Annotated in this window: 23 protein-coding genes; 5 read left to right on the top strand and 18 right to left on the bottom strand. The window is 41.3% G+C overall.

The window, feature by feature from the left end:
- Positions 1 to 265: 265 nt before the first annotated feature.
- The 4 genes from rplT to thrS all read right to left on the bottom strand — a co-directional run bounded on the left by rplT (position 266) and on the right by thrS (position 3,402).
- Positions 266 to 625 carry a 50S ribosomal protein L20 gene (rplT, locus tag IEY03_RS00865; protein ID WP_188839453.1) on the bottom strand — a complete coding sequence of 120 codons (360 nt, stop codon included), beginning with the start codon at positions 623 to 625 and terminating at the stop codon, positions 266 to 268.
- Positions 626 to 643: 18 nt separating this feature from the next.
- Complete coding sequence (gene rpmI, locus IEY03_RS00860; protein ID WP_055023949.1) at positions 644 to 838, bottom strand: 50S ribosomal protein L35; 195 nt, start codon at positions 836 to 838, stop codon at positions 644 to 646.
- An 89-nt stretch (positions 839 to 927) separates the two neighbouring features.
- Complete coding sequence (infC, locus tag IEY03_RS00855; RefSeq protein WP_248986376.1) at positions 928 to 1,470, bottom strand: translation initiation factor IF-3; 543 nt, start codon at positions 1,468 to 1,470, stop codon at positions 928 to 930.
- Positions 1,471 to 1,473: 3 nt separating this feature from the next.
- The gene (gene thrS / locus IEY03_RS00850; protein ID WP_188839452.1) at positions 1,474 to 3,402 is read right to left on the bottom strand and encodes a threonine--tRNA ligase; all 1,929 of its coding nucleotides are present in this window, start codon (positions 3,400 to 3,402) and stop codon (positions 1,474 to 1,476) included.
- A gap of 309 nt (positions 3,403 to 3,711) precedes the next feature.
- Between thrS and IEY03_RS00845 the strand changes: the two genes are divergently transcribed.
- Positions 3,712 to 3,912 carry a CPXCG motif-containing cysteine-rich protein gene (locus IEY03_RS00845; RefSeq protein WP_188839451.1) on the top strand — a complete coding sequence of 67 codons (201 nt, stop codon included), beginning with the start codon at positions 3,712 to 3,714 and terminating at the stop codon, positions 3,910 to 3,912.
- Positions 3,913 to 3,953: 41 nt separating this feature from the next.
- Here the strand turns inward: IEY03_RS00845 and IEY03_RS00840 are convergent, their stop codons facing one another.
- Positions 3,954 to 4,568: a riboflavin synthase subunit alpha gene (locus IEY03_RS00840; RefSeq protein ID WP_188839450.1), complete on the bottom strand. Its 615-nt coding sequence runs from the start codon at positions 4,566 to 4,568 to the stop codon at positions 3,954 to 3,956.
- 31 nt (positions 4,569 to 4,599) lie between these two features.
- Here IEY03_RS00840 and IEY03_RS00835 point away from each other — a divergent pair, with 31 nt between their 5' ends.
- Positions 4,600 to 5,961: an MATE family efflux transporter gene (locus tag IEY03_RS00835; RefSeq protein ID WP_188839449.1), complete on the top strand. Its 1,362-nt coding sequence runs from the start codon at positions 4,600 to 4,602 to the stop codon at positions 5,959 to 5,961.
- A gap of 60 nt (positions 5,962 to 6,021) precedes the next feature.
- Here the strand turns inward: IEY03_RS00835 and IEY03_RS00830 are convergent, their stop codons facing one another.
- From IEY03_RS00830 to phhA, 7 genes are all read right to left on the bottom strand, one after another.
- Positions 6,022 to 7,956: a DNA topoisomerase III gene (locus tag IEY03_RS00830; RefSeq protein WP_188839448.1), complete on the bottom strand. Its 1,935-nt coding sequence runs from the start codon at positions 7,954 to 7,956 to the stop codon at positions 6,022 to 6,024.
- 225 nt (positions 7,957 to 8,181) lie between these two features.
- Entirely contained in the window at positions 8,182 to 8,835 is a 654-nt protein-coding gene (locus tag IEY03_RS00825) for a nucleotidyltransferase family protein (RefSeq protein ID WP_188839447.1), read from the bottom strand.
- A 9-nt stretch (positions 8,836 to 8,844) separates the two neighbouring features.
- Positions 8,845 to 9,495: a maleylacetoacetate isomerase gene (gene maiA / locus IEY03_RS00820; RefSeq protein ID WP_188839446.1), complete on the bottom strand. Its 651-nt coding sequence runs from the start codon at positions 9,493 to 9,495 to the stop codon at positions 8,845 to 8,847.
- A gap of 70 nt (positions 9,496 to 9,565) precedes the next feature.
- Positions 9,566 to 10,552: a fumarylacetoacetate hydrolase family protein gene (locus tag IEY03_RS00815; protein ID WP_188839445.1), complete on the bottom strand. Its 987-nt coding sequence runs from the start codon at positions 10,550 to 10,552 to the stop codon at positions 9,566 to 9,568.
- Positions 10,553 to 10,824: 272 nt separating this feature from the next.
- Positions 10,825 to 12,363, bottom strand: a complete 1,539-nt coding sequence (gene tyrR, locus IEY03_RS00810; protein WP_188839444.1) for a transcriptional regulator TyrR — start codon at positions 12,361 to 12,363, stop codon at positions 10,825 to 10,827.
- Between the two features lie 161 nt (positions 12,364 to 12,524).
- On the bottom strand, positions 12,525 to 12,863 hold the full coding sequence (locus tag IEY03_RS00805) for a 4a-hydroxytetrahydrobiopterin dehydratase (protein WP_188839443.1): 339 nt from the start codon (positions 12,861 to 12,863) through the stop codon (positions 12,525 to 12,527).
- A 50-nt stretch (positions 12,864 to 12,913) separates the two neighbouring features.
- Positions 12,914 to 13,717 (bottom strand): phenylalanine 4-monooxygenase, encoded by an 804-nt coding sequence (phhA, locus tag IEY03_RS00800; RefSeq protein WP_188839442.1) that lies wholly within the window; start codon positions 13,715 to 13,717, stop codon positions 12,914 to 12,916.
- A 316-nt stretch (positions 13,718 to 14,033) separates the two neighbouring features.
- Here phhA and galE point away from each other — a divergent pair, with 316 nt between their 5' ends.
- From galE to IEY03_RS00785, 3 genes are all read left to right on the top strand, one after another.
- Positions 14,034 to 15,050 (top strand): UDP-glucose 4-epimerase GalE, encoded by a 1,017-nt coding sequence (gene galE, locus IEY03_RS00795; RefSeq protein WP_188839441.1) that lies wholly within the window; start codon positions 14,034 to 14,036, stop codon positions 15,048 to 15,050.
- 40 nt (positions 15,051 to 15,090) lie between these two features.
- A complete protein-coding gene (napF, locus tag IEY03_RS00790; protein WP_188839440.1) occupies positions 15,091 to 15,573 on the top strand; it encodes a ferredoxin-type protein NapF in 483 nt (160 codons plus the stop codon).
- A gap of 120 nt (positions 15,574 to 15,693) precedes the next feature.
- On the top strand, positions 15,694 to 16,044 hold the full coding sequence (locus tag IEY03_RS00785; protein ID WP_188839439.1) for a bactofilin family protein: 351 nt from the start codon (positions 15,694 to 15,696) through the stop codon (positions 16,042 to 16,044).
- Between the two features lie 26 nt (positions 16,045 to 16,070).
- Here the strand turns inward: IEY03_RS00785 and IEY03_RS00780 are convergent, their stop codons facing one another.
- The 6 genes from IEY03_RS00780 to IEY03_RS00755 all read right to left on the bottom strand — a co-directional run bounded on the left by IEY03_RS00780 (position 16,071) and on the right by IEY03_RS00755 (position 22,419).
- Positions 16,071 to 16,493: a GFA family protein gene (locus IEY03_RS00780; protein WP_188839438.1), complete on the bottom strand. Its 423-nt coding sequence runs from the start codon at positions 16,491 to 16,493 to the stop codon at positions 16,071 to 16,073.
- 203 nt (positions 16,494 to 16,696) lie between these two features.
- Positions 16,697 to 17,371, bottom strand: a complete 675-nt coding sequence (locus IEY03_RS00775) for a DUF2982 domain-containing protein (RefSeq protein ID WP_346055548.1) — start codon at positions 17,369 to 17,371, stop codon at positions 16,697 to 16,699.
- Positions 17,364 to 18,173 carry a YdcF family protein gene (locus IEY03_RS00770; RefSeq protein ID WP_188839436.1) on the bottom strand — a complete coding sequence of 270 codons (810 nt, stop codon included), beginning with the start codon at positions 18,171 to 18,173 and terminating at the stop codon, positions 17,364 to 17,366. Before IEY03_RS00770 ends, IEY03_RS00775 begins: the two co-directional genes overlap by 8 nt.
- Before the next feature lie 128 nt (positions 18,174 to 18,301).
- Positions 18,302 to 19,198 (bottom strand): fructokinase, encoded by an 897-nt coding sequence (gene mak, locus IEY03_RS00765; RefSeq protein ID WP_188839435.1) that lies wholly within the window; start codon positions 19,196 to 19,198, stop codon positions 18,302 to 18,304.
- Positions 19,199 to 19,258: 60 nt separating this feature from the next.
- Complete coding sequence (gene cysQ, locus IEY03_RS00760) at positions 19,259 to 20,059, bottom strand: 3'(2'),5'-bisphosphate nucleotidase CysQ (RefSeq protein ID WP_188839434.1); 801 nt, start codon at positions 20,057 to 20,059, stop codon at positions 19,259 to 19,261.
- Positions 20,060 to 20,337: 278 nt separating this feature from the next.
- A complete protein-coding gene (locus tag IEY03_RS00755) occupies positions 20,338 to 22,419 on the bottom strand; it encodes a glycoside hydrolase family 16 protein (RefSeq protein WP_188839433.1) in 2,082 nt (693 codons plus the stop codon).
- Between the last annotated feature and the right edge of the window lie 152 nt (positions 22,420 to 22,571).

Below are 22,571 nucleotides of genomic sequence, written 5' to 3'. Positions count from 1 at the left end.
AAGGGTTCGGCTAAAAACGTTTTACTCTTTGTTGAATGTTTTTGCTTAGAAGATTAGGCGTTAATACATTCGCCTCAAATAAAACGTTGTTAACTCTAGCAAAATTTAACCAGCAAAGATCAACAGTCCCAAGTATTAAACTTAAAGTTGGTTTGATCAACGCTAAATTTATGCCTTAATGGTAAGCCTATTGCCATTAAATAGGTAAAATCCAGCCATAAAAAAAGGAACCCGAAGGTTCCTCTTTTCAAAGCCGACTAACTAATTACTTAGTTAAAGCTTCTTTTGCTTTTTCAACTAAAGTTGCAAATACAACTTTGTCGAATACAGCGATGTCAGCCAAAATCTTACGATCGATTTCGATAGACGCCTTTTTCAAACCGTTGATGAAACGGCTGTAAGACAGACCATTTTGACGAGAAGCCGCATTGATACGTGCAATCCATAATTGACGGAATTGACGTTTCTTTTGACGACGGTCACGGTAAGCATATTGACCAGCTTTAGTTACTGCTTGAACAGCAACACGGAAAGTACGGCTACGAGCGCCATAATAACCTTTAGCTAATTTAAGTACTTTCTTGTGACGAGCACGAGCGGTTACACCACGCTTAACTCTAGGCATTGTTCATTGCTCCTTTAATTAAGCGTATGGTAGTTGACGTGCAATTGCTGGCACATCAGACTTAGCTACTAAACATTTAGCACGTAAGTGACGTTTACGCTTAGTGCTCTTCTTGGTCAAAATGTGACGTAAGTGTGCTTGTTTACGCTTGAAACCATTAGCGGTTTTTCTGAAGCGCTTTTGTACACCCTTGTCTGTTTTCATTTTAGGCATTTCTAAAACTCCGCATTGGGACGTTAATAAAACGTAAGGCGAGCGAAGTCCTCAAAAGAGTCTTCGCTACTTTTTAATTGGTTGCCCTACTATTTCTTTTTAGGTGCTAGGACCATAATTGCTTGTCGGCCTTCCATTTTCGGGAAAGATTCGACAACCGCATATACTTCCAAATCAGCCTTGATACGGTTCAAAAGATCCATACCTAGGTTTTGGTGTGCCATTTCGCGACCACGGAAACGCAGCGTAATTTTCGCTTTGTCCCCATCTTCCAGAAAACGTATCAGGTTGCGTAGTTTTACCTGATAGTCGTTTTCATCAGTGCCAGGACGGAATTTAATTTCCTTAACCTGAACCTGTTTTTGCTTCTTCTTTTGTTCTTTTTGGGCCTTAGCCTTATCAAAAAGGAACTTACCGTAGTCCATTATGCGACAAACTGGAGGCTCAGCATTAGGGCTGATTTCTACAAGGTCTACCCCTGCTTCATCTGCTACACTCTGGGCTTCTTTAATGCTAACGATACCAATTGGCTCACCATCTAAACCCGATAAACGGACTTCAGGAACACCGGTGATTTCATCATTGATTCTATTAGGCGCTGGTTGTCGCCCTGCTGCTCTCTTGATCTTTATGACCTATTCCTCCAACAATTTTAGACTACGGAGCGAAATCTGTTGACGTATCTTGGTAGCAAAATCTTCTAGTTTTAGCTTACCTAAATCGATACCGTCACGGGTACGCACCGCAACTTCCTTATTTTCCATTTCTTGATCACCTACGACCAATAAATAAGGCACACGTCTTAAGGTGTGTTCGCGTATTTTAAAGCCTATTTTCTCATTCCTCAAGTCAAAAGATGCACGAATGCCCTGTTCTTTGAAGAATTTAACGATTTCTTCAACATATTCAGACTGTTTGTCAGTAATATTCATTACAACAACTTGCATTGGTGCAAGCCATGTTGGGAATTTACCAGCATATTCTTCAATCAAAATACCGAGGAAACGTTCTAACGACCCTAAAATAGCACGATGGATCATTACTGGTGTCTGGCGACTATTGTCTTCAGCAACATAAGTTGCCCCAAGTCGTGACGGTAATGCATAATCTAATTGTACAGTACCGCACTGCCAAGCGCGATCTAAACAATCGTGTAATGTGAACTCAATCTTAGGACCGTAGAAAGCACCTTCACCTGGTAATATTTCAAATTCAATATTATTCGCTTTAAGTGCTTGTTTGAGTGCTTCTTCAGCACGATCCCACATATCGTCATCACCAATACGCTTTTCTGGGCGTGTTGATAATTTGACCACAATGTTTTCAAAACCAAAAGTGGCATAAGTGTCATATACCATTTGGATACAAGCACTCACTTCTTTTTGAACCTGATCATCAGTACAGAAGATATGGGCGTCATCTTGAGTAAAACCACGAACGCGCATCAATCCATGTAAAGAACCTGATGGCTCATTACGATGACAACAACCGAACTCAGCCATACGCAACGGCAAATCGCGGTATGATTTAAGGCCTTGGTTGAATATTTGGACATGACCTGGACAGTTCATTGGTTTGACCGCATATTCACGGTTTTCACTCTTGGTGGTGAACATGGCTTCTGAATATTTATCCCAGTGACCTGAACGCTCCCACAATACACGGTCCATCATTAATGGGCCTTTCACCTCTTGGTAAGTGTATTGGCCTAGTTTTTGACGAATGAACTTTTCTAACTCTAAGAATAAGCTCCAACCATCGTTATGCCAGAACACCATTCCAGGGGCTTCTTCTTGCATATGGTACAAATCTAATTGCTTACCAATTTTACGATGATCACGTTTTGCCGCTTCTTCTAAACGAGTTAAATGTGTTTTAAGGGCTTTTTTGTCTGCCCAAGCAGTACCATAAACACGTTGCAACATTTTGTTGTCAGAGTTACCACGCCAATATGCACCGGCAACACTCATTAATTTAAAATGTTGGCAAAAACGCATGTTAGGTACGTGTGGACCACGACACATATCGGTATATTCTTCGTGATGATATAACGCAGGCGTGGCATCCTTGCTGATGTTTTCATCTAAAATGGCAATTTTATATTCTTCACCACGCTCGCTAAATGCGTCACGGGCTTCTTGCCAAGATACAACACGCTTAACCACGTCATAATTTGTTTTAGCTAAGTCCATCATACGTTTTTCTAACGCATCTATATCGTCTTGGGTTAGCTTGTGCTCTAAATCAATATCGTAATAAAAGCCGTTATCGATAACAGGACCAATGGCCATTTTTGTTTGAGGCCATAATTGCTTGATTGCATGACCTAACAAATGTGCACAAGAATGGCGAAGGATTTCAACACCCTCTTCATCTTTAGCCGTGATGATAGATAAATCCGCATCGGTTGAAATAATGTCACAAGCGTCTTTTAATTCACCATTAACGCGACCAGCAATACAGGCTTTGGCTAAGCCAGGGCCAATATCAGCTGCAACATCGAGAGTAGATACAGGATTGGCAAACTCACGTTTGCTGCCATCAGGCAATGTAATAATAGGCATGAAAATTCCTTGTCCAGTGGTGACCCACACGTAGGGCCACTTGGTTTAATGTAAAATGAGTGATAAACATTAATGAAATAAAGACAGTACAAGAGTCTTAATTACCCAAAAATGTAGCCGCCAATTGTATGTGACAACCTCAACGAGGATCAACCTTTAACCTCCCTAAAATCAACTTTAAGCGGATTAATTTAATCACTCCGACAAAATGTACATTTGTGCTAGGCGCACTATATTTATAATTGACAGTCAACCTATCGAGATGACCGAGTGCATTAACCTTGTATCAGGACGTTAAGGAGATAAATCATGAAGCTTTTATCTAGAGCAATCAGTTGCCCCCACTGCGGACATCATCAACATGTGACGATAGATGCTAGTTCAGGTGATCAGGAGTATTATGATGATTGCCGCATCTGCTGTAATCCAATCCATATTAGAATGCATTTAGATGACAACAGACGAACAATACAATTGTTTATTGATTCTGATGATGAGCAAATATACTAATCAGCATCAATATAATAACTTACCGCTAAAATGATTGGCTATTAGCTTAATTGCTTTTTAGCCAGAATACGTTCAACTGTGTCCACAATAACTTGAGTTTGGCTATCGATTTCAATGTTCATTTTGTCGCCAACAGCTTGAAAATCAAGATTGGTTAAGCGCAAGGTTTCTGGTATTAAGTGTAATTTAAAACCGTGTTCAGTTAATTGCCCTACGGTTAAACTACAACCATTGACCGCTACAAAACCTTTATAAAAAATGTAGTCTCTCCACTTTGCATCAATTGCAAGTTCGATATTGTAATGCTCCGCTGTATCACTAATGGCTACAATTTCAGCTTGGGTATGAATATGCCCTGATAGAATATGACCACCAATTTCGCTGCCGAAGGTGAGTGAACGTTCAATGTTAACTTGATCACCTTGTTGGACTTTATCTAAGTTTGTCAGGCTTAATGTTTCTTCCATTACATCAAAGAAAACCTTATCATTCGCTATCTTAGTTACCGTTAAGCAAACGCCATTGGTGGCAACACTAGCCCCTATCTGTAAACGGTCAAGCAATTCAGGCTTTAACGCAATTTCAAAACGTTTCAATCCAGCTTGCTGTTGAACCGAAACCACTTCACATGTGGCTTGTACAATTCCTGTAAACATAACATAACTCTCGTTTAATGATGGGCTAAATATGAACAACACCGGCTTTCAAGCCCAGCGATTAATACAACTTGCCTTACCTATTCTCATTGCGCAAGTCACCCAAACCATGATGGGGTTTATTGATACCGTAATGGCAGGTCGCGTCAGTGCTGTCGATATGGCGGCTGTCGCTGTGGGGACCAGTTTATGGTTACCTGCAATATTGTTTGTGCAAGGCTTATTAATGGCATTCACCCCTGTATTTTCGCAGCATCACGGCGCGAACAATCAAAAGGTGATCCCAAATTTACTTTTTCAAGCTGGCTATATTGCCATAATTGGTTCTTTAGGTGTGATGTTCTTTTTAGCCTGTTCCAGTTATATTTTGGATTTCATGGATTTAGAACCTGAATTACATCGACTCACGGTTGGCTATATCGATGGTATTCTGTGGGGCGCTCCCGCATTTGCTTTATATCAAGTACTTAGAGGTTGTAGTGAAGGTATTTCCTACACTATGCCAACTATGATCATTGGTTTTGTCGGATTAGCGGTTAATATTCCTGCTAATTATATTTTTATTTATGGTGAATTTGGTGTGCCGGCCATGGGAGGTGCGGGTTGTGGTATAGCGACCGCTATGGTGTTTTGGGCCATGTTTATCTCAATGGCTCTTTACATGTTAGTGGATAAAAAATTCATTGAAATTGCCCCTTTCAAACATTTTTTTGCACCTAAATGGTCAACAATGAAGTCCATGAGCAAGCTAGGGTTCCCTATTGCTATGGCGCTGTTTTTTGAAGTCAGTTTATTCGCCGTTATTGCGCTGTTTCTAGCGCCATTGGGGGCTAACGTTGTCGCTAGCCATCAAATTGCACTTAACTTTTCATCTATGGTTTTCATGCTGCCATTATCAATTGGTATTGCCGCCTCCATTCGTATTGGTTATTACCTTGGACGCGAGCGCACAGATATCGCCAAACGTGTAGCCTATGTAGCGTTAGCTTTATCTTTGTCATTAGCGATGATCACTGCCATCTCTACTGTGGTGTTTAGACAAGAAATCGCCTTACTCTACAATGATAACCCTGAAGTGGTCACTTTAGCGGGCAGTTTGATGTTAATGGCGGCATTATATCAAATATCAGATTCTATTCAGGTTGTCGCAGCTGGCGCATTAAGAGGCTATAAAGACACTCGCAGCGCATTTTACATCACCCTTTTCTCTTACTGGTTTGTTGGCATGACATTGGGATATATGCTCGCTTACACAGATATATTCGTACCTGCAATGGGGGCACATGGTTTTTGGGCAGGCTTGATAGCAGGATTAACTTCTGCAGCATTTTTATTTGGAGGAAGGCTCATCTACATTCAACGCAAAGGGATCGTGTTTGTCGAGTTAGATTAGAGGGAGGGTTAACATAAATCGAAAGTTAACAACCCCTCATCAAGTCTTAACTAATAATAGTTAAGCTTTTACTTTGCGGCTTCGTTTACCTTTCGCTTTATAAGCCCCTTTAGGTTTATAAGGTGTGCCTTTGCCCTTTAAACCGCCAAAGGTCACGGCTTTAACCTCATTAATTAACTCATTTATGCTTTGGGTTATTGGATCCATAAAATGCGTGTATTTGATTTCTTTTTGGCTGATCGCTTCAAGCTGTGACTCCCAATGGGCGGTCATATCAGGTATGGTCATTCGTTCTGGCAATGCACATATTAGCTGGGTTCCTACATCTGTAGCTCGAATATCTTTGCCTTTTCGAGTCAAAAACTGTCTTTTAAATAACAGCTCTATGATCCCCGCTCGCGTTGCCTCAGTCCCTAAGCCATCTGTATCACGTAACACCTTTTTTATCGAAGCATCTGTCACATAACGTGCAATACCTGTCATGGCAGCAAGCAAGGTTGCATCGGTAAAATATTTAGGCGGTGTAGTTTGCTTCTCTTTTAGCTCAGCTTGCAAACAGTCTACATCATCCCCTTTTTCAACATTAGGCAAACTGGTCGCCGAAAAGTCATCTTCAGCTTTTGTATTTGGTTTTGAGGGAAACAAGCTTTTCCAGCCCAGTGATACAACCTCTTTTTGTTTGGCAATAAATAATCCACCGGAAACCTCAGTATCGATTTGTTTATCGACATACTCAAATGGAGGGTAAAACTGAATCAAATACTGCCGAGCTACTAGTTCATAAATGTTATTTTCTGCAGCAGAAAGACGGCTCATATCGGTTGATTTCGATGTTGGAATAATCGCATGGTGAGCACTCACCTTTGAATCATTCCATGCTTTACTTATCAAACTGGCATTAGCGTTATTGGCAGCATCATTTAACGCTGAACACGAATGACGGATGGCCGCAATAACTTGAGGAACATCATTTAAATGCTCTTTAGGAAGGTAGCGGCAATCTGAACGCGGATAGGTGACTAATTTATGGCGTTCATATAATTGCTGACACGTATCAAGCACGGTTTGGGCACTCATGCCAAAACGTTTAGCCGCATCAATTTGAAGCGCTGATAGACTATAAGGCAGTGGCGCAGGCGTGGCTTTGATGTCTTGAGAAACCTTGACTATCTTACCCTCTTGTCCTGCCACTCTTGATATCACATTCAAGGCTAATGCTTTAGACAAGACGCGATTATCTTCATCCATATAGGGTTCGCAGGCCTTACTTGGACGCCACTTAGCTTGATAAAACTCACCATTGCGGGTTTTAAAACGGCAGACAACTTCATAAAATGGTTTAGAGACAAAATTTGCAATCTCGAGATCACGATGCACGACAAGGCCAAGCACAGGCGTTTGAACTCGTCCAATAGACAGAACACCGTTATAGCCCGATTGACGGCCTTGCAGGGTACATAAACGAGTCATATTGATACCATATAGCCAATCCGCTCTGGCTCTGGCTAAGGCTGAGGTGGCTAATGGAATAAAGTCGGTATTTTTACGCAGGTTATTTAAGGATTTGGTTACCGCTGCGGGATTTAAGTCACTGATCAAACATCGCAACACTTGTGCTTTTTGGCTTTTAGAAACACCGCAATGATTAATAACCTCATCAATTAAAATCTGCCCAACACGGTCCGGATCGCCCATATTAACAAGAACATCAGCTTGTTTAATCAGCTTTTTAACCACAGTAAATTGCTTTTTGGTGTTGGCTTTAACAACCAGTTTCCACTCTGTCGGTACGATTGGCAGATGCTCTACCGCCCACTTTTTATAATCTGGGTTATAGGCTTCAGGTTCTGCCTGCTCGAGCAAATGACCGATACACCAGGTTACCACATCGCCATTTGCAGCTTTGATAAAACCATCGCTCTTTTGATGTGGTTTGGGTAAGACATCAACGAGTGCCCTGCCAAGACTGGGTTTTTCTGCAATAAATAATCTCAAACTGGTTTACCCATCATCATCTGATTTGTCTCATACATTTGCAGCACCGATATTCATGTGAATGACATCGCTTGGTGTTCATTAACGGCACAAAAAGCAATAAAGGAATTTCACGAATATAAAAACCGCCCCAAAAGCACTGTATATAATAACAGTAAAATAGCTGAACGATTTAGGTTTGGCAAGCATGGATAACGATATCTAACGCAAATGAGTGTCGAATTGTTATTTAATCACTAACTCAGGATAGCGGATCAGCCAATTTTTTTGTGTCACTCTTTGCTCAAAAATGGTTAATGTCCGCCTGGGATTATGCGATAAAGTCCGATTAAATAAATGTTCAATACCAAAGGCAAAGATAAACAATAATCTGTGCGCGGACTGAAGGGGCCGAGATGTTAGCACTTGAACAGGATATTGCTGACTAATAATAGTGTTATTAACTAGCTTAACGGCAACTGCGGTTTGTTTTTCAGGCCAATATCCCATGGCATCAAGGCAACACAGATAAGGCGCATCACCATTACGAATATGCATTCTTGCCTGATTTTTTACCGACCAATTCAGCGTCAATATGCGGTTCAATGCCTGCTGAATTTGTTGCTCGGTGTGCACAGTCAAATCGGCAGCACTAAAGTAAATCACATCAATATCATTTAATGCACTGGTGGCAAAACCATGTAATTTATCCCAAACTAAATTTCTGACAAACCCGGCTGCTATTGACCAGTCTTCGATGTTTAAGCGTTCAAAAACCACAGCGCAGGCGGCTAATGCCTGCATGCGCATCTCATCTTGCTCAAACCACGTGGTTAATAAAGCCAACTGGGTTGAGGAAGATTGATTTTGGAATAGCGGAATTTTGTCAGCAGTTAGCATCAATAGAAATTAACTCGCATCAGCTTGCTGTTCTGGAGCCGCTTGAATAAAGGCATCTAATTGATGGCAGTTTTCCCATATACGCACAATATTAGGATAGGCATCTAAAGGAACATTAAAGCGCTTGGCATTATAAACTTGGGGGATTAAACAGACATCGGCCAGCGTCACTTTATTACCAAAACAATACTCACCCGCATAACGCTCAAGTTGGGTTTCCAAAGCACTAAAGCCTAAATGGATCCAATGGGCATACCATTTCATTTTTTGGCTTTCATCTACAGCCATTTCTTTTACCAAATATTGTAAAACACGTAGGTTATCCAGTGGATGAATTTCACAGGCAATAGCTTGTGCCATGCCTCTTACTACGGCTTTATCTTCAATATTTGTTGGCAATACATTAACTTGCGGATACTTCTCTTCTAAATACTCGATGATAGCTAATGATTGGTTTAAACTAAATTCACCTTGCTCATTGCTGTCGATTAACGTCGGCACTAGATGTTGAGGGTTTAGTTGCTGATAAGCTTCACTATGCTGTTCGCCGCCATTGTTGACTAAATGCACTGAAATATGCTCGGCTGATAATTTTTTTAAATTAAGCACAATCCGTACACGATAAGCGGCACTTGAACGCCAATAGCCATATAGTTTCATAATATTTTCCCTATAAAAAAGGCAATAACACTGCTGTTATTGCCCAAATACTACGTTATTGACGAAGGAGTTACCCTTTATACTCAACAACTTTCTGATCGATTGAACCGAAAATGCTGACATTGTTGTCATCAAACATTTCAATACGAACAGTATCACCAAAACGCATGAAAGGCGTACTCGCCTTACCGTCTGCAATAATTTCAAGCATACGTTTTTCAGCTAAACAGCTTGAACCTGCGCTACGATCATAGTTTGAAATCGTACCAGAACCAATAATCGCTCCCGCACCTAGTGGGCGTGTTTTAGCGACATGAGATACCAATTGACTAAAGTCAAAGGTCATATCAACACCCGCATTTGGACGGCCAAATAATTCACTGTTTAAGTGGGTCACTAAAGGTAAATGTACTTTGCTGTCTTGCCATTTATCACCAAGTTCATCTGGAGTAATCGCGACCGGAGAAAAAGCACTAGAGGGTTTTGATTGGAAAAAGCCGAAACCTTTAGCAAGCTCACCAGGAATAAGGTTACGCAATGACACGTCATTCACTAGCATCAGCAATTTAATATGCTTTGCTGCGTTTTCGCTGCTGACACCCATGGCGACATCATCAGTAATCACCGCAATTTCAGATTCAAAATCGATACCGTATTCTTCACTGGCCATTTCAATATCTGCTTTAGGGGCGATAAAGCTGTCAGAGCCACCTTGATAAACTAATGGGTCTGTCCAAAAAGTTTCAGGCATTTCTGCACCGCGCGCTTTACGCACTAATTCAACGTGATTGACATAGGCACTGCCATCAGCCCATTGGTAAGCACGCGGCAATGGCGACAAACATTTAGATTCATCAAACGCGATAGCATTGTCCATTTGACCTGCGTTTAATGCTTCGTACAATTCTTGCAATTGTGGATTTAATAAATCCCACGCATCAAGAAGCTGCTGCATAGTGTGAGCAATTGCAGGTACAGCAACAGCTTTAGTTAAATCTTTGCTTACTAACATCAGTTGGCCATCACGACGACCATTGTTATAACTTGCAAGTTTCATTATTGCTCCTAAATTCAAAATGTCCGTTAGCCGTATAAGAAGGCGAGCTAAATCAGACAATGACAGCTTAATTAATGATAGAAATAACCGATATCTCACACAATATACAGCTTGTGCGCTGAATCACATTTTTTATCATTAACCACTATTTTGTAAATATTTATATACACTTATAATCAAGGCCTGAAAATGATGATTTCCAAGCCTTGCTTTGTTCAGATTGTCAGCAAAATGTTGGCATTAAAACGTTACACCATTTTATTGATAGCTGATTAGCGCTTTTTCGAAATACTATAATCACGGAGTTTATTGGCAATCGCCGTATGTGAAACCCCCAGTTTTTTGGCTAATTGTCTTGTACTTGGATAAGCGGGATATAAACGACGCAGCAAATTAGCTTCATACTCTTTCATGGCCTCATCTAAGGTGCCTTCAAACTCTTCATCAAAATAGCCAAAGCCTTCAGCATAAGAAGGAAGCTTAAGCTGTTCTACGGTTAGCTCAGCCGAACCATCCCACATAGATACCGCCCGAAAAATGGCATTTTTTAACTGGCGAACATTTCCAGGCCAAGCGTAAGTGAACAAATAATCACGGCACGAAGCCGAAATACGCCTTAATGGACTAGAAAGTTGCTGACTGTAATGCTCTAAAAACATTTCTGTCAGTGGAATGACATCGACTTTGCGCTCACGCAATGATGGCATGTGGTAGCTTAGTACGTGAATTCGATAGTATAAATCTTCTCTAAATTCACCCGCTTGGCAAAGCTCGGCAAGATTTTTTTGAGTAGAACAAATAATTCTTACATCGGCGCGCACTTCTTCATCGCCCCCCATCCGCCTAAAAGCACCATCTTGCAATAAACGCAATAGTTTAACCTGAGCTGCCTTAGACATTTCGGCAATTTCATCTAAAAAGACTGTGCCGCCTTTAGCCTCTTCAAAAAAGCCTCGCTTAACCACTTGACCATTACTGACAAAACCAAATAATTCTTCTTCCGCCACACTGTCAGGCAACGCAGCACAGTTAATCGCAATAAAAGGATGCTCCCGACGCATGCTAGCATCATGGCTAGCGCGTGCCATTAACTCTTTGCCGGTTCCCGTTTCGCCGGTAATTAATAACGGTGCATCAAGTTGTGCCATACGTTTAGCTTGTTTTAGCACGTCTTTCATTTTGTCGCTTACAGCTAACACATTATCAAAACCAGTTGTTTGATTTTGTAATGCATTGAATTGCTTACCGACTCTGGCGGGAGATTTGAGTGACACCACCGCACCTGCAAGAATGGTTTTATCATTATCATCAGGCAAATAAATTGGCAGCATTTCAGCTAGGTACTCATTGGAATTAATGGTCACACGTGATGCCACTGCTGGCACCTGAGGCTCACTTAACCAACGAGAAAAGTTGAAACCTTGAACCCAATGATTTAGCGACTCATCAAGGACTTCATGCTCAGCCATATTCAAGGTTAACAATGCGGATTCATTAACAATTCGAATTCGCCCTTTTGAATTAAGTGAAAATACCGAATCTGGTAAGGTTTTGAGCAAGGTTTTTAACGCATAATGCTCTTGCTCTGATGGCATAAATGACACAGTACGCACATCGTGGACACTTTCCACTTTACGAATAAGTGGCATCAGTTCTCGCAGCATTTCAAAGCTGATTTCGGCAAATTGTAAATACAAAAAGCCTTTGTTGCTGGCATCAATGGCAATCAAATTAATGCCATATTTTTCAAGTACGACGAGGATATCTTTCGCGAGGCCGACGCGATCGTTACAGCTCACTTCCAAACGCATAATGCTTTGATTCCCTAATTTATTAGTGTTTTCTTTGGAAACTGAGCATACGGTAGTGTGTTATGCGGGTGGTGGCAAGTGAAGTTTACAGCAGAATTGTAACAGAGGAAGAATTCAGCGCATTACGTTAACGTAACACGCTGAATTGAAATGTCTTGTTGTTAATCTAATAACTGGTCGGTCTTGGCTGCCATAATGAAATCATTCTTGTGCAGACCCTTAATTGAATGCGACCACCAAGTCACAGTAACCTTACCCCATTCGGTAAAAATACCAGGATGATGGAATTCTTCTTCGGCTAAATCAGCTAACTTATTACTGAATGCCATCGCTAATTTAAAGTTTTTAAACTTATATACACGTTCTAATTGCATCACGCCATCACGCACTTGCACAGCCCAATCAGGGATCATTCTAACCAGTTCAGCAAGCTCTGCATCGGTTACTTTTGGGGCATCAGCTTGACAAGCTTCGCATTTCATTTCGGATAGTGCGGTCATTGGTACTCCTAAATACATCTTATTTACTGTTTATTTTAAAATAGGGCAAGTTAACTTGCTGCCACTTTTACCTTGGGGGCAAATGTCGGTTCGAACATCCCCAACTCACGGGCTTTGTTAACATAAGACATAATATCCATTTTGGCTATTTCGTCTAAGTAATCAATATGTTCAATCACATAATATATCGGCTGCATAATATCAATGCGATAAGGGGTACGCAGTACATCTAATAAATCAAATGGTCGACGCTCAGGTTTATCGCCCAAGGCATATAAGGTTTCGCCGGGTGAACTTAAAATGCCACCACCATAAATATTCAATGAGCCATCTTTAGCTTGCATTAAACCAAATTCAACGGTGAACCAATATAAACGCGCGAGAAATACGCGGTCCTCTTTTGATGCCGCTAAGCCTAATTGTCCGTACATGTGCGAAAAATTGGCAAATGCAGGGTTAGTCAGTAATGGGCAATGACCGAATACTTCATGAAAAACATCTGGCTCTTGTAAGTAATCAAATTCTTCCTTTGTTCGAATAAACGTCGCTACAGGAAATTGCTTACTAGCCAATAATTCAAAAAACTTACCAAAAGAAATCAATGCCGGAACCGCGGCAGTTTTCCAGCCTGTCGTGTTAGTTAAAACACGGTCTAAATCCGGTAGTTGTGGGATTTTATCCACTGACATATTAAGCGCATCAATTCCTTGTAAATAGGCATCACACGCACGGCCAGGCAAGTTAGTAATTTGGCGCTGATAAAGCTGCTGCCAAAGATCGTGTTCTTGCTCAGAATAATTAATATATCCTTGGCTATCAGGTTGGTGAGAAATATACTTTGCTGCGTTATTCATAATTCCACTTTACGTCAACTTCACTGCAATCATATTGTGTCATCCAATCAATTTTGTTAACTACCTCACAGTTTATAGTCCATGCTGCAACAAGCATGTTTTGTAAATAAATAAATACATATTAATATTAAAAAGCTGAATAACCTTATAAATCAGCACCCTAATTTGGATAAGTATTTTGACATACGGTTAGGTTATGGCTAATAAAGCGATTAAATTTAACTTAAATACAGGTTTTTTATAGTAATTCTAGTCAGCTGATTTACAATAAGTGCAATAGACTATCTCAACGCTCAATACATTTTAGGAATTCAACATGGCAATTTTAGTGACTGGCGGAGCAGGCTATATTGGCACTCATACCGTGGTGGAATTATTAGCTATCGAACAGGATGTCATCGTTGTAGACAATCTTTCAAACTCAAGCATTGAAGCCTTAAAACGCGCTGAAAAAATCAGCCATAAACCGGTTACTTTCTATCAAGGTGATGTGCTGAATAAAGCATTATTACAGAAAATTTTTGCCGATCACGTTATTGATTCTGTGATTCACTTTGCAGGCCTAAAGGCTGTTGGGGAATCGGTTGCCAAGCCACTTAAATATTATGAAAATAATGTCACCGGCACCATAGTATTGTGTCAGGTTATGGCTGAATATCGTGTTAAAAACCTGGTATTTAGCTCTTCAGCGACAGTTTATGGTGAGCCCGCAAGCTTGCCCATCACTGAAGAATTCCCAACTGGGGCAACCAGTCCTTACGGTCAGTCTAAACTGATGGTTGAACATATCTTGGCCGACCTCTATCGCTCCGACCCACAATGGAACATTGCTTGCTTACGGTACTTTAACCCCGTTGGCGCGCATGACAGTGGCTTAATCGGCGAAGATCCTAACGATATACCTAATAACCTGATGCCGTTTATCTCACAAGTTGCCGTAGGCAAACGTGAGAAACTAAGCGTGTTTGGTGGTGATTATGCCACGCCTGATGGCACTGGGGTGCGTGATTATATTCATGTGGTCGATTTAGCAATCGGTCACTTAAAAGCACTTGATAAGCTAGATACCCAACCAGGGCTTGTAACCTATAACCTAGGAACAGGGATAGGTTACAGTGTATTAGACATGGTGAAAGCATTTGAAAAAGCCTGCGGAATGCCGATTGCATATGAGATCACTGACCGCAGAGCTGGCGATATTGCAGAATACTATGCTGACCCTAATTTTGCGGCAACTGAATTAGGTTGGACCGCAACACATTCTGTTGAAGACATGGCCAGCAGCACCTGGAAATGGCAATCTAATAATCCAAATGGTTATAAAAACAAGTAATTTTCATGTTTCATTACATGTCGTTTTGCAAGGAGAGACAATGAGTCAAGCTATAAACCAAGGTCGTCGACGTTTATTTAATCGTCGAAAAAGTTCAGCAATTAGACCACCTTGGGTAAAAGCAGATATTGAATTTACCGATATTTGTACTCGTTGTGATGACTGTATTAAAGCTTGCGAGACCCAAATAATTAAACGTGGTGATGGTGGGTTTCCTGAGGTTGATTTTAGTATTAATGAGTGTACTTTTTGTCAAAAGTGCGTCACGGCTTGTAGTGAGCCTTTATTCGATACTGAACAGGCTGCGCCATGGACTATTACCGCCTCGATTAAGGATTCGTGCTTAACCAACACAGGCGTATGGTGTCAAAGTTGTAAAGATGCTTGCGAGCCTAGAGCGATCAGTTTCGTAATGGCTATCGGCCAAGTGCCGAAACCCGTTATTGATGTTAGCGCCTGTACAGGTTGCGGTGCCTGTGTTTCACCATGCCCTTCTGATGCGATAACATTAGCAAACACCTGACAAAAACATCCTCAAGATAGTTTAGATGTGTTTTTGATTTACATGTCTGTCAAAATGAGGATACTAAATCAATACCAATATCAAACCTGATAACACACAAATAATAATAAGAGCGTTAACATGTTTACTCAAAAAAAAGACATTCCACAACTCAGTTTTATTGCTCAAGGCTGTGAATTAACGGGTGATTTCCATTTTAACGGTGATGTGATGATCAGCGGCAAATTACTTGGGGACATCTCGACAAAAGGCAACGTAGTGGTAGAAGCGGGCGGCGAAGTAAACGGAGATATTCAGTGTCAGGATATTAGCATTACCGGCTTAGTCAAAGGTACGGTGCAATGCCAAAAATTACATATCTCTTCAACAGGATTGTTTGAAGGCGATGCCTACAGTGAAAAATTAGAAGTCATTGATGGCGGCCAGTTTTTAGGTCAACGTCATCGTGATGCTAAGTTAAATATTGCCTAGGCTTGATGACTTAATTACCCTTACCTTTACGCCACGATAGGTGACGATCTCGATTGAGGATAGCGCTGACAGTTATCTTCAAGAGTTAACCAACTGACTTGATTGTCAGTGAAAATATGATACTTAGGTGCCACTAGGTTGGGATTATCTAAAGTGGCAACAGAAAGCGTCAGATAGTCAGGATAATCCAAATGTCGATAACTTACACTGCAACCACATTGCTGACAAAAGCCTCGGCGAATTTTATCTGATGAAGCAAATTCAGTTACGTGACCGTTTAACCATTTCACCTGCTGACGCTTAAAATCCATCCACACCATCATCACTGCACCCGATGATAATTGACATTGACGACAATGGCAGTAATCTGCATCAAAAGGCGCCGCCTGTGTTTGGTAACGAATTGCACCGCATAAACACCCACCTAGCAACATTTCACTGGTTTTCATCATCTCCCCTTAAACTCAGTCCATAAAAGAAAACCCATAAAATATAAGCCACTAAAGAAACATCAAATGAGTTGAAGAACCTAAAGGCAAGTGGCAGTTTGCTGATTGAATCGATTCATTTTGAAAATATCTAAGTCACTCCATCGCCATCGCCATCGCAGCAATTACATCCGCGATTTAATCGTGTTAAGCAAGCAAATATCTTAAGTGTTATTGATTGTTGCCTGTTGTTGCCACTCGCGTAACAAGCTCACCATTTGTTTTGGGTCTCGGTCAAGGGCATCGTGTGAAATGTACAAATGATAGCCCAAATTCTCCGCTAAGGTTTCACTGCGGCGCCCAAACATTGCCAATACACCGCGATAACGCTCGCCATGGCTTACGAAGGGATTAAACTCTGCACCAATGTAACGTTCTAAACTTTGTAAGTCTTCATCGTGTGTTGCCGCGGTCATCAATAGTGGCCGTTGTTCTGTTAACAAACCTGTGGCGAGTCGAGGAGAAATAGAATCTAATACAGGGTTCATTTTTTTCACCTTTACCCCTAAATAAGGTAATTCAATTAATTCCATATTTTGAGTAACACGTGCGTTATCAAGTCGTTGAATATTATCCCAGCCTATAGTGAATTGCCCTCGACGGTGAAAATACGTCAATCCAGTCTGAGTCAATTCAAGACTCACTGCGGGCTCATTTAACTTAGCTATACCTAACAAAAGGCCTACAATCGACAGGCCAAAAATGACCAAAGAAAGTGCAAATAAATGGCTTAGCTTTATAAATAAAACCAAGCTCAGTAATAACCCCACTGCCCCTGCAACAGCTAAAGTTAAGCCATTACGCTTCGTTTGTGGATGAATTGTTAGCATGCTACTCATTGACATTAGCCCTAGGCATTGAAACTTGATTTACCATTTGATCCGCTGAAACCCCTTTAAACTTAATCCACAGCATACCTAGGTATTCATGAATACTTCTCTGGGAATTAAGCAAATTATCCGCATCAAGTCGCCACCATAAATCTTTATTAGCAATAAAATCACCTGGGGCAGCTTCTGCCTGCATACCTAATGAATTAAAAATCATCATAGCACGTGGCATATGGGTTGCGGATGTGACTAATCGAAAAGGATGCTGCCCGACTAACGGGTATAAAAACATCGCTTCTTCTATGGTATCTTTGGCATCGGGGAAAGTCGTTATTTTATCCGGATTAACCCCTAGCTCAATGGCAGCCTGCTTCATGACATTGGCATGGGCCGTTTGCATATAACCACCATTCCAACCGCTGACCACCAGTTGGCAATCTTGTCCAAGTGATAATTGACGTATCCCTTCGATTAATCGACCTAATGCCACAGAGGATAATTGTTGCACCGCAGTCAAATTAGCTTTTTCACTATGACCTGAGCCAAGCACCATTACCCAGCAAGCAGATTGATGAGTAAAAGGCGCTGAGTTAGCCTTATATTGAGATTCTAACGAGTCTGTTAATAGATAGCTGATGTTAGTTTGACTTAAACTACCCAGTAAAATAATCCCACCAACCAAGCACAACCCTGCAAAAGATGTACGTTTTAATGCTGAACCGCGCCAAAGTGCAGCCGCGATGATCATCAGCAATACCGTTAGCGGAATGGGCATAAACAGTTGCGATACGATTTTTTTAACCCAGAACATCAAACTTATCCAATTGACAGCAATCACAATAGTGTAACGATTTGGTCGACATTTAGCGAAACCATTTTGGGAATCGCAAACAAAAATGCCATTGATAATATCAATGGCATGTTAAGGTATAATTAGCGCTATTTACCCCATAACCACGCTGCGCCACGAACACCTGATGATGCCCCAAAAAGGTTTTTAACCACTGGAGTGCGGCACTCTCGGCCAACTACATATTGAGGTAAGACTTTTGGCAGCTCGGTATAAATGGCATCTATGTTAGAAACACCGCCTCCCAAGACAATCATGTCGGGGTCCATCATATTAATAACGTGTGCCAAAGACCTTGCTAAACGGTCAATGAAACGATCGAATGCTTGTTTGGCAAACTCGTCACCATCGGCCATCATTTGGGCGATTTGAATACCGCTAGTGGCTTCTCCGCCTGCGGCGCGAAAATCCCGCACAAAGCCCGTTCCAGAAATAAAGGTTTCGATACAATCTTTATTACCGCAGAAGCAGTCAGTAGAATTATGCTCTTCTGCTGTCATCCAGGGCAATGGGTTATGACCCCATTCACCGCCAATACCGTTACCGCCTTGGTGCACACGACCATTAATCGCAATACCTGCACCACAACCAGTACCAATAATGCCACCAAACACAACACCTTTACCTGCTGCGGCACCATCGACTGCTTCAGACACAGCAAAACAGTTAGCATCATTGGCTACGCGTACTTCACGGTTTAAGCGTGAACCTAAATCTTTATCTAGAGGATGACCGTTAATCCAAGTTGAATTGGAGTTTTTCACTAATCCAGTGAAAGGCGAAATCACACCTGGGATCCCAACACCCACAGAGCCCGTTTCACCTAAATTTGCTTCAGCCTCGTTTACCAGACCTATAATGGCATCAAGCGTCTCTGGATAATTTCGTGGGGTAGGAATACGTTTACGAAATAGTTCATCACCGTTATCGGCCAATGCCACTAATTCAATTTTAGTCCCACCAAGATCGACGCCCATACGCATCATAACTTGTCTCTCCATTTGATTATTAATGAGTTCCGATATTCATTAAGGCAAACAACTAGGCTACTTACGCTCAAACCATGCCGCAGAAGCTGCAATAAAATACGGGTTTAAAATGTTTTCTTTTTGGTTGTACTGCAATGGCGTTAACAAAGGATATTCAACGACCAAACCACCAGCGGCCTCTAAAACGGCTTGAGCTGCGGCAGTATCCCATTCGCTGGTTAAACCGAGTCTTGGATATACATCAGCCAGACCTTCTGCCACCATACAAAACTTTAATGAACTGCCGACACTGAGCATTTGATGCTCACCGACAGAGTGTAAATATTCAGCCACATCGGGACTTATATGTGAACGGCTTCCCACCACAACTGGAATTGGTTGGATGCTACGCTGAGTAATATCTAACTTCACGACTTGCCCTTGATGTTCTAGCCAAGCGCCTTGACCTAAAACACCGTAATAACATTTATCTAAAACGGGCGCGTAAACTACGCCAGCTATGGCTTTACCTTGATGAATTAATGCAATATTAACGGTAAATTCACCATTACGTTTTATAAACTCTTTGGTGCCATCTAATGGATCAATAAGCCAGTAGGTTTGCCAGTTTTTTCGTGTTGCCCAATCAATATTGGCATCTTCTTCGCTCATAATAGCGATATTTGAAAAGTCTCTGGCTAAGCCTTCAACAATCACATTATGACTAGCTATATCTGCCGCCGTTACGGGACTGTCGTCCTGTTTAACCTCAACCTGCAAATCTGTTTGCGCATAAACGGTCATAATGGCATCACCAGCCTGTCTGGCGATAGTGACTATTTGCTGTAATTCAGCTTGAGAAAATTCAAAAATAGACAAATTAAATCCTTAGCAAAAACATCGATAAAATGGAAAATCTTAATCAATATTATGCCACTGTTAATGCTATTGATTTATAACTATTTGATTGCACTTCAATCGAAAACAACTAAAAACGCTGTTTATGCAGCCTATTTCAAATGAATACATTGGATTAACATCAGTAAAAGAGATACTAAGCTAACCATTCAAACTGGCAAAGAAAACAGTGCATCCTGCATTCGTATTCAACATAAATAATGCACTCCGACACACTGGATTCAATGTTTAAGTCATCATTATTTCATCAATTTAATGTTGTCAATTTGCAATACCACACCTTGCTGATCGCCCCATTTAGGGAAAATAACAATCGGCGTATCTACTTTGGTTAAATCTAATGTTGACCCGGTATTAGCAACCAAATCTGTTAATGCAATATCATAATGCGTCCAAATACCCAGTTCTGGCGCGCTAATATCAAAATCACCTGAGCTGCAGGGGGTTTGGCAATCCATTTTAATCTTCATGCTGCGCACATCACGTGGGTCAGCCACCACATTCAAATCGAATGACAAGGTGCTAAAACCGCTAAAATCCATTACCGAACCCGTGCTTTGGTAAAAGCCGACGGCTTCGTTGGTGTTAAAAGTCAGCTGAGTGACCATTTTATGTTCACCACCAACATCAACTTGATCTTCAAGTAACTGACCCGATGCCGCAAATAAACCAAAAGCATAAGGGGCTATCGCTTTGTCATCGTAAACGATTAAATCGGCTTGCTCTGCAACTTGATATTGGTAACGAATATTATCTAGTTTAAGCACCACAGGACCTGTCGGCTCAATCACAAATGGGTTGACTACGTCAGCCAAGTTAACCGTACTTCCTGGTGAGAAGCGATTACCATTTGTAACTAAACTCGCCAAAGGTACTCGCACTTCCTGCCATAGGTTCAGGTTAGTGGGTAATGTAATCGCGGTATCTCCCACATTAGGCCAACCGCTGTCCACCTTGACCAACAACTCGGTGCCATCAGTAATAGAAACAATATTAATATCAAAAACTAACTCACCTAAAGCTTGCCAGTGAGCTAAATTAGCACGCGGTGGGTATTCAAAAAATAGGTTACCCGTCGCGCCCGTTTTGGTAATCTCAAGGACTTCACCACGCACCTCATCAGTAACAACCGTATGAGAAATGGCACCATCTGGGTTATAACTGCCAAAAGATAATCCTGTTGCCAGAGCAGAGGCATCGCCAAAGCTAAACAAATTAAAAATAGGACCTTCGCCAAATTCATTGCTTGGGATTAAAATTTCTGGGGCTTGATGACCAGGTACTACAATTGCGTCCTCACCAATGGTTGCACAACCTTCACCAGTGTTAGGTGAATCTGCACATTCATAAACTCGTACGTAATCAATTAACATTGATTGCGGAAACACGCTGTCATCAATACCTTTGTTATTCACATTAGCTGCCCATGAACCACCAACAGCAAGATTCAACAGCATATGAAACGGCTGATTAAAAGGCGCATCACCAGGTGCATTGACCAAATCACCATTATCATCAATGTATTGGCTATACCAGCCAGATGATCTTTGGGTTGCATAATGTACATCATCAACATACCAACGAATTTCATCTTCCTGCCACTCTAATGTATAAACATGAAAATCATCGGCGGGATTTTGCTCGTTGGCTAAATGGTAATCCTGGCCACTATAGACGTTGTTTGGCCATGACTTACCAAAGTGTAATGTGCCATGTACTGCTGATTCTGGTGCCTGGTTATTTGTCACTGTTTTTAAATTAACTGCCTCCATAATGTCGATTTCACCTGAGCCAGCCCAAGGGCCATAAACCACATCTGTAGGTAACATCCAAATAGCAGGCCATGTACCTTGGCCTTGGGGCAACTTAGCGCGAATTTCAAAACGACCGTATTTCCAATCGCCTTTGTTTTTAGACAAAAGTCTCGCAGAGGTATAGTTGAGTGTTTTCGAGGTGTCTTGCGATGAATAATTAGGATCTGCATCATTAACCGCTGGCCCAGAGAAGGTTTCTTTATGGGCTGTGATGGTAAGTAGACCATCGGCAACTGAAGCGTTTTCTGCTCGGTCGGTATAACACTGAGCTTCATCATTACCGCCACCATAACAGTCAACCGCGAAACTCCATTTGGTGCTATCAACACTAGTGCCATCAAATTCGTCTTGCCATACCATTTGCCAACCTGTCGGTGCAGGAGGCACCACCTCAGGCGTGTCGACAACACTGGTACTGTCTGAACCACAGCCAATCAAAAATAAACCAGATAGTGCAAGGCTAGAAAAATTTAAAGCTAATTTATTGCGGGACTTAATATGCTTCATTATTGCTCCTAAATTGATGAACATCGCGCATTGTAGATAACAAACCACAACTAATTGGTTCATCAACAGCTTACTCAGCACATATTTTGATTGAGTTTGGCTAAGCTTTCCTTTTATAAGGAAAGCTTAGCCTGGGTAAAAATTTAAGAATG

This window comes from Shewanella aestuarii (assembly GCF_014647215.1).
Classification (GTDB): Bacteria; Pseudomonadota; Gammaproteobacteria; order Enterobacterales; family Shewanellaceae; genus Shewanella; species Shewanella aestuarii.
This window is presented reverse-complemented; position numbering and strand designations above follow the sequence as displayed.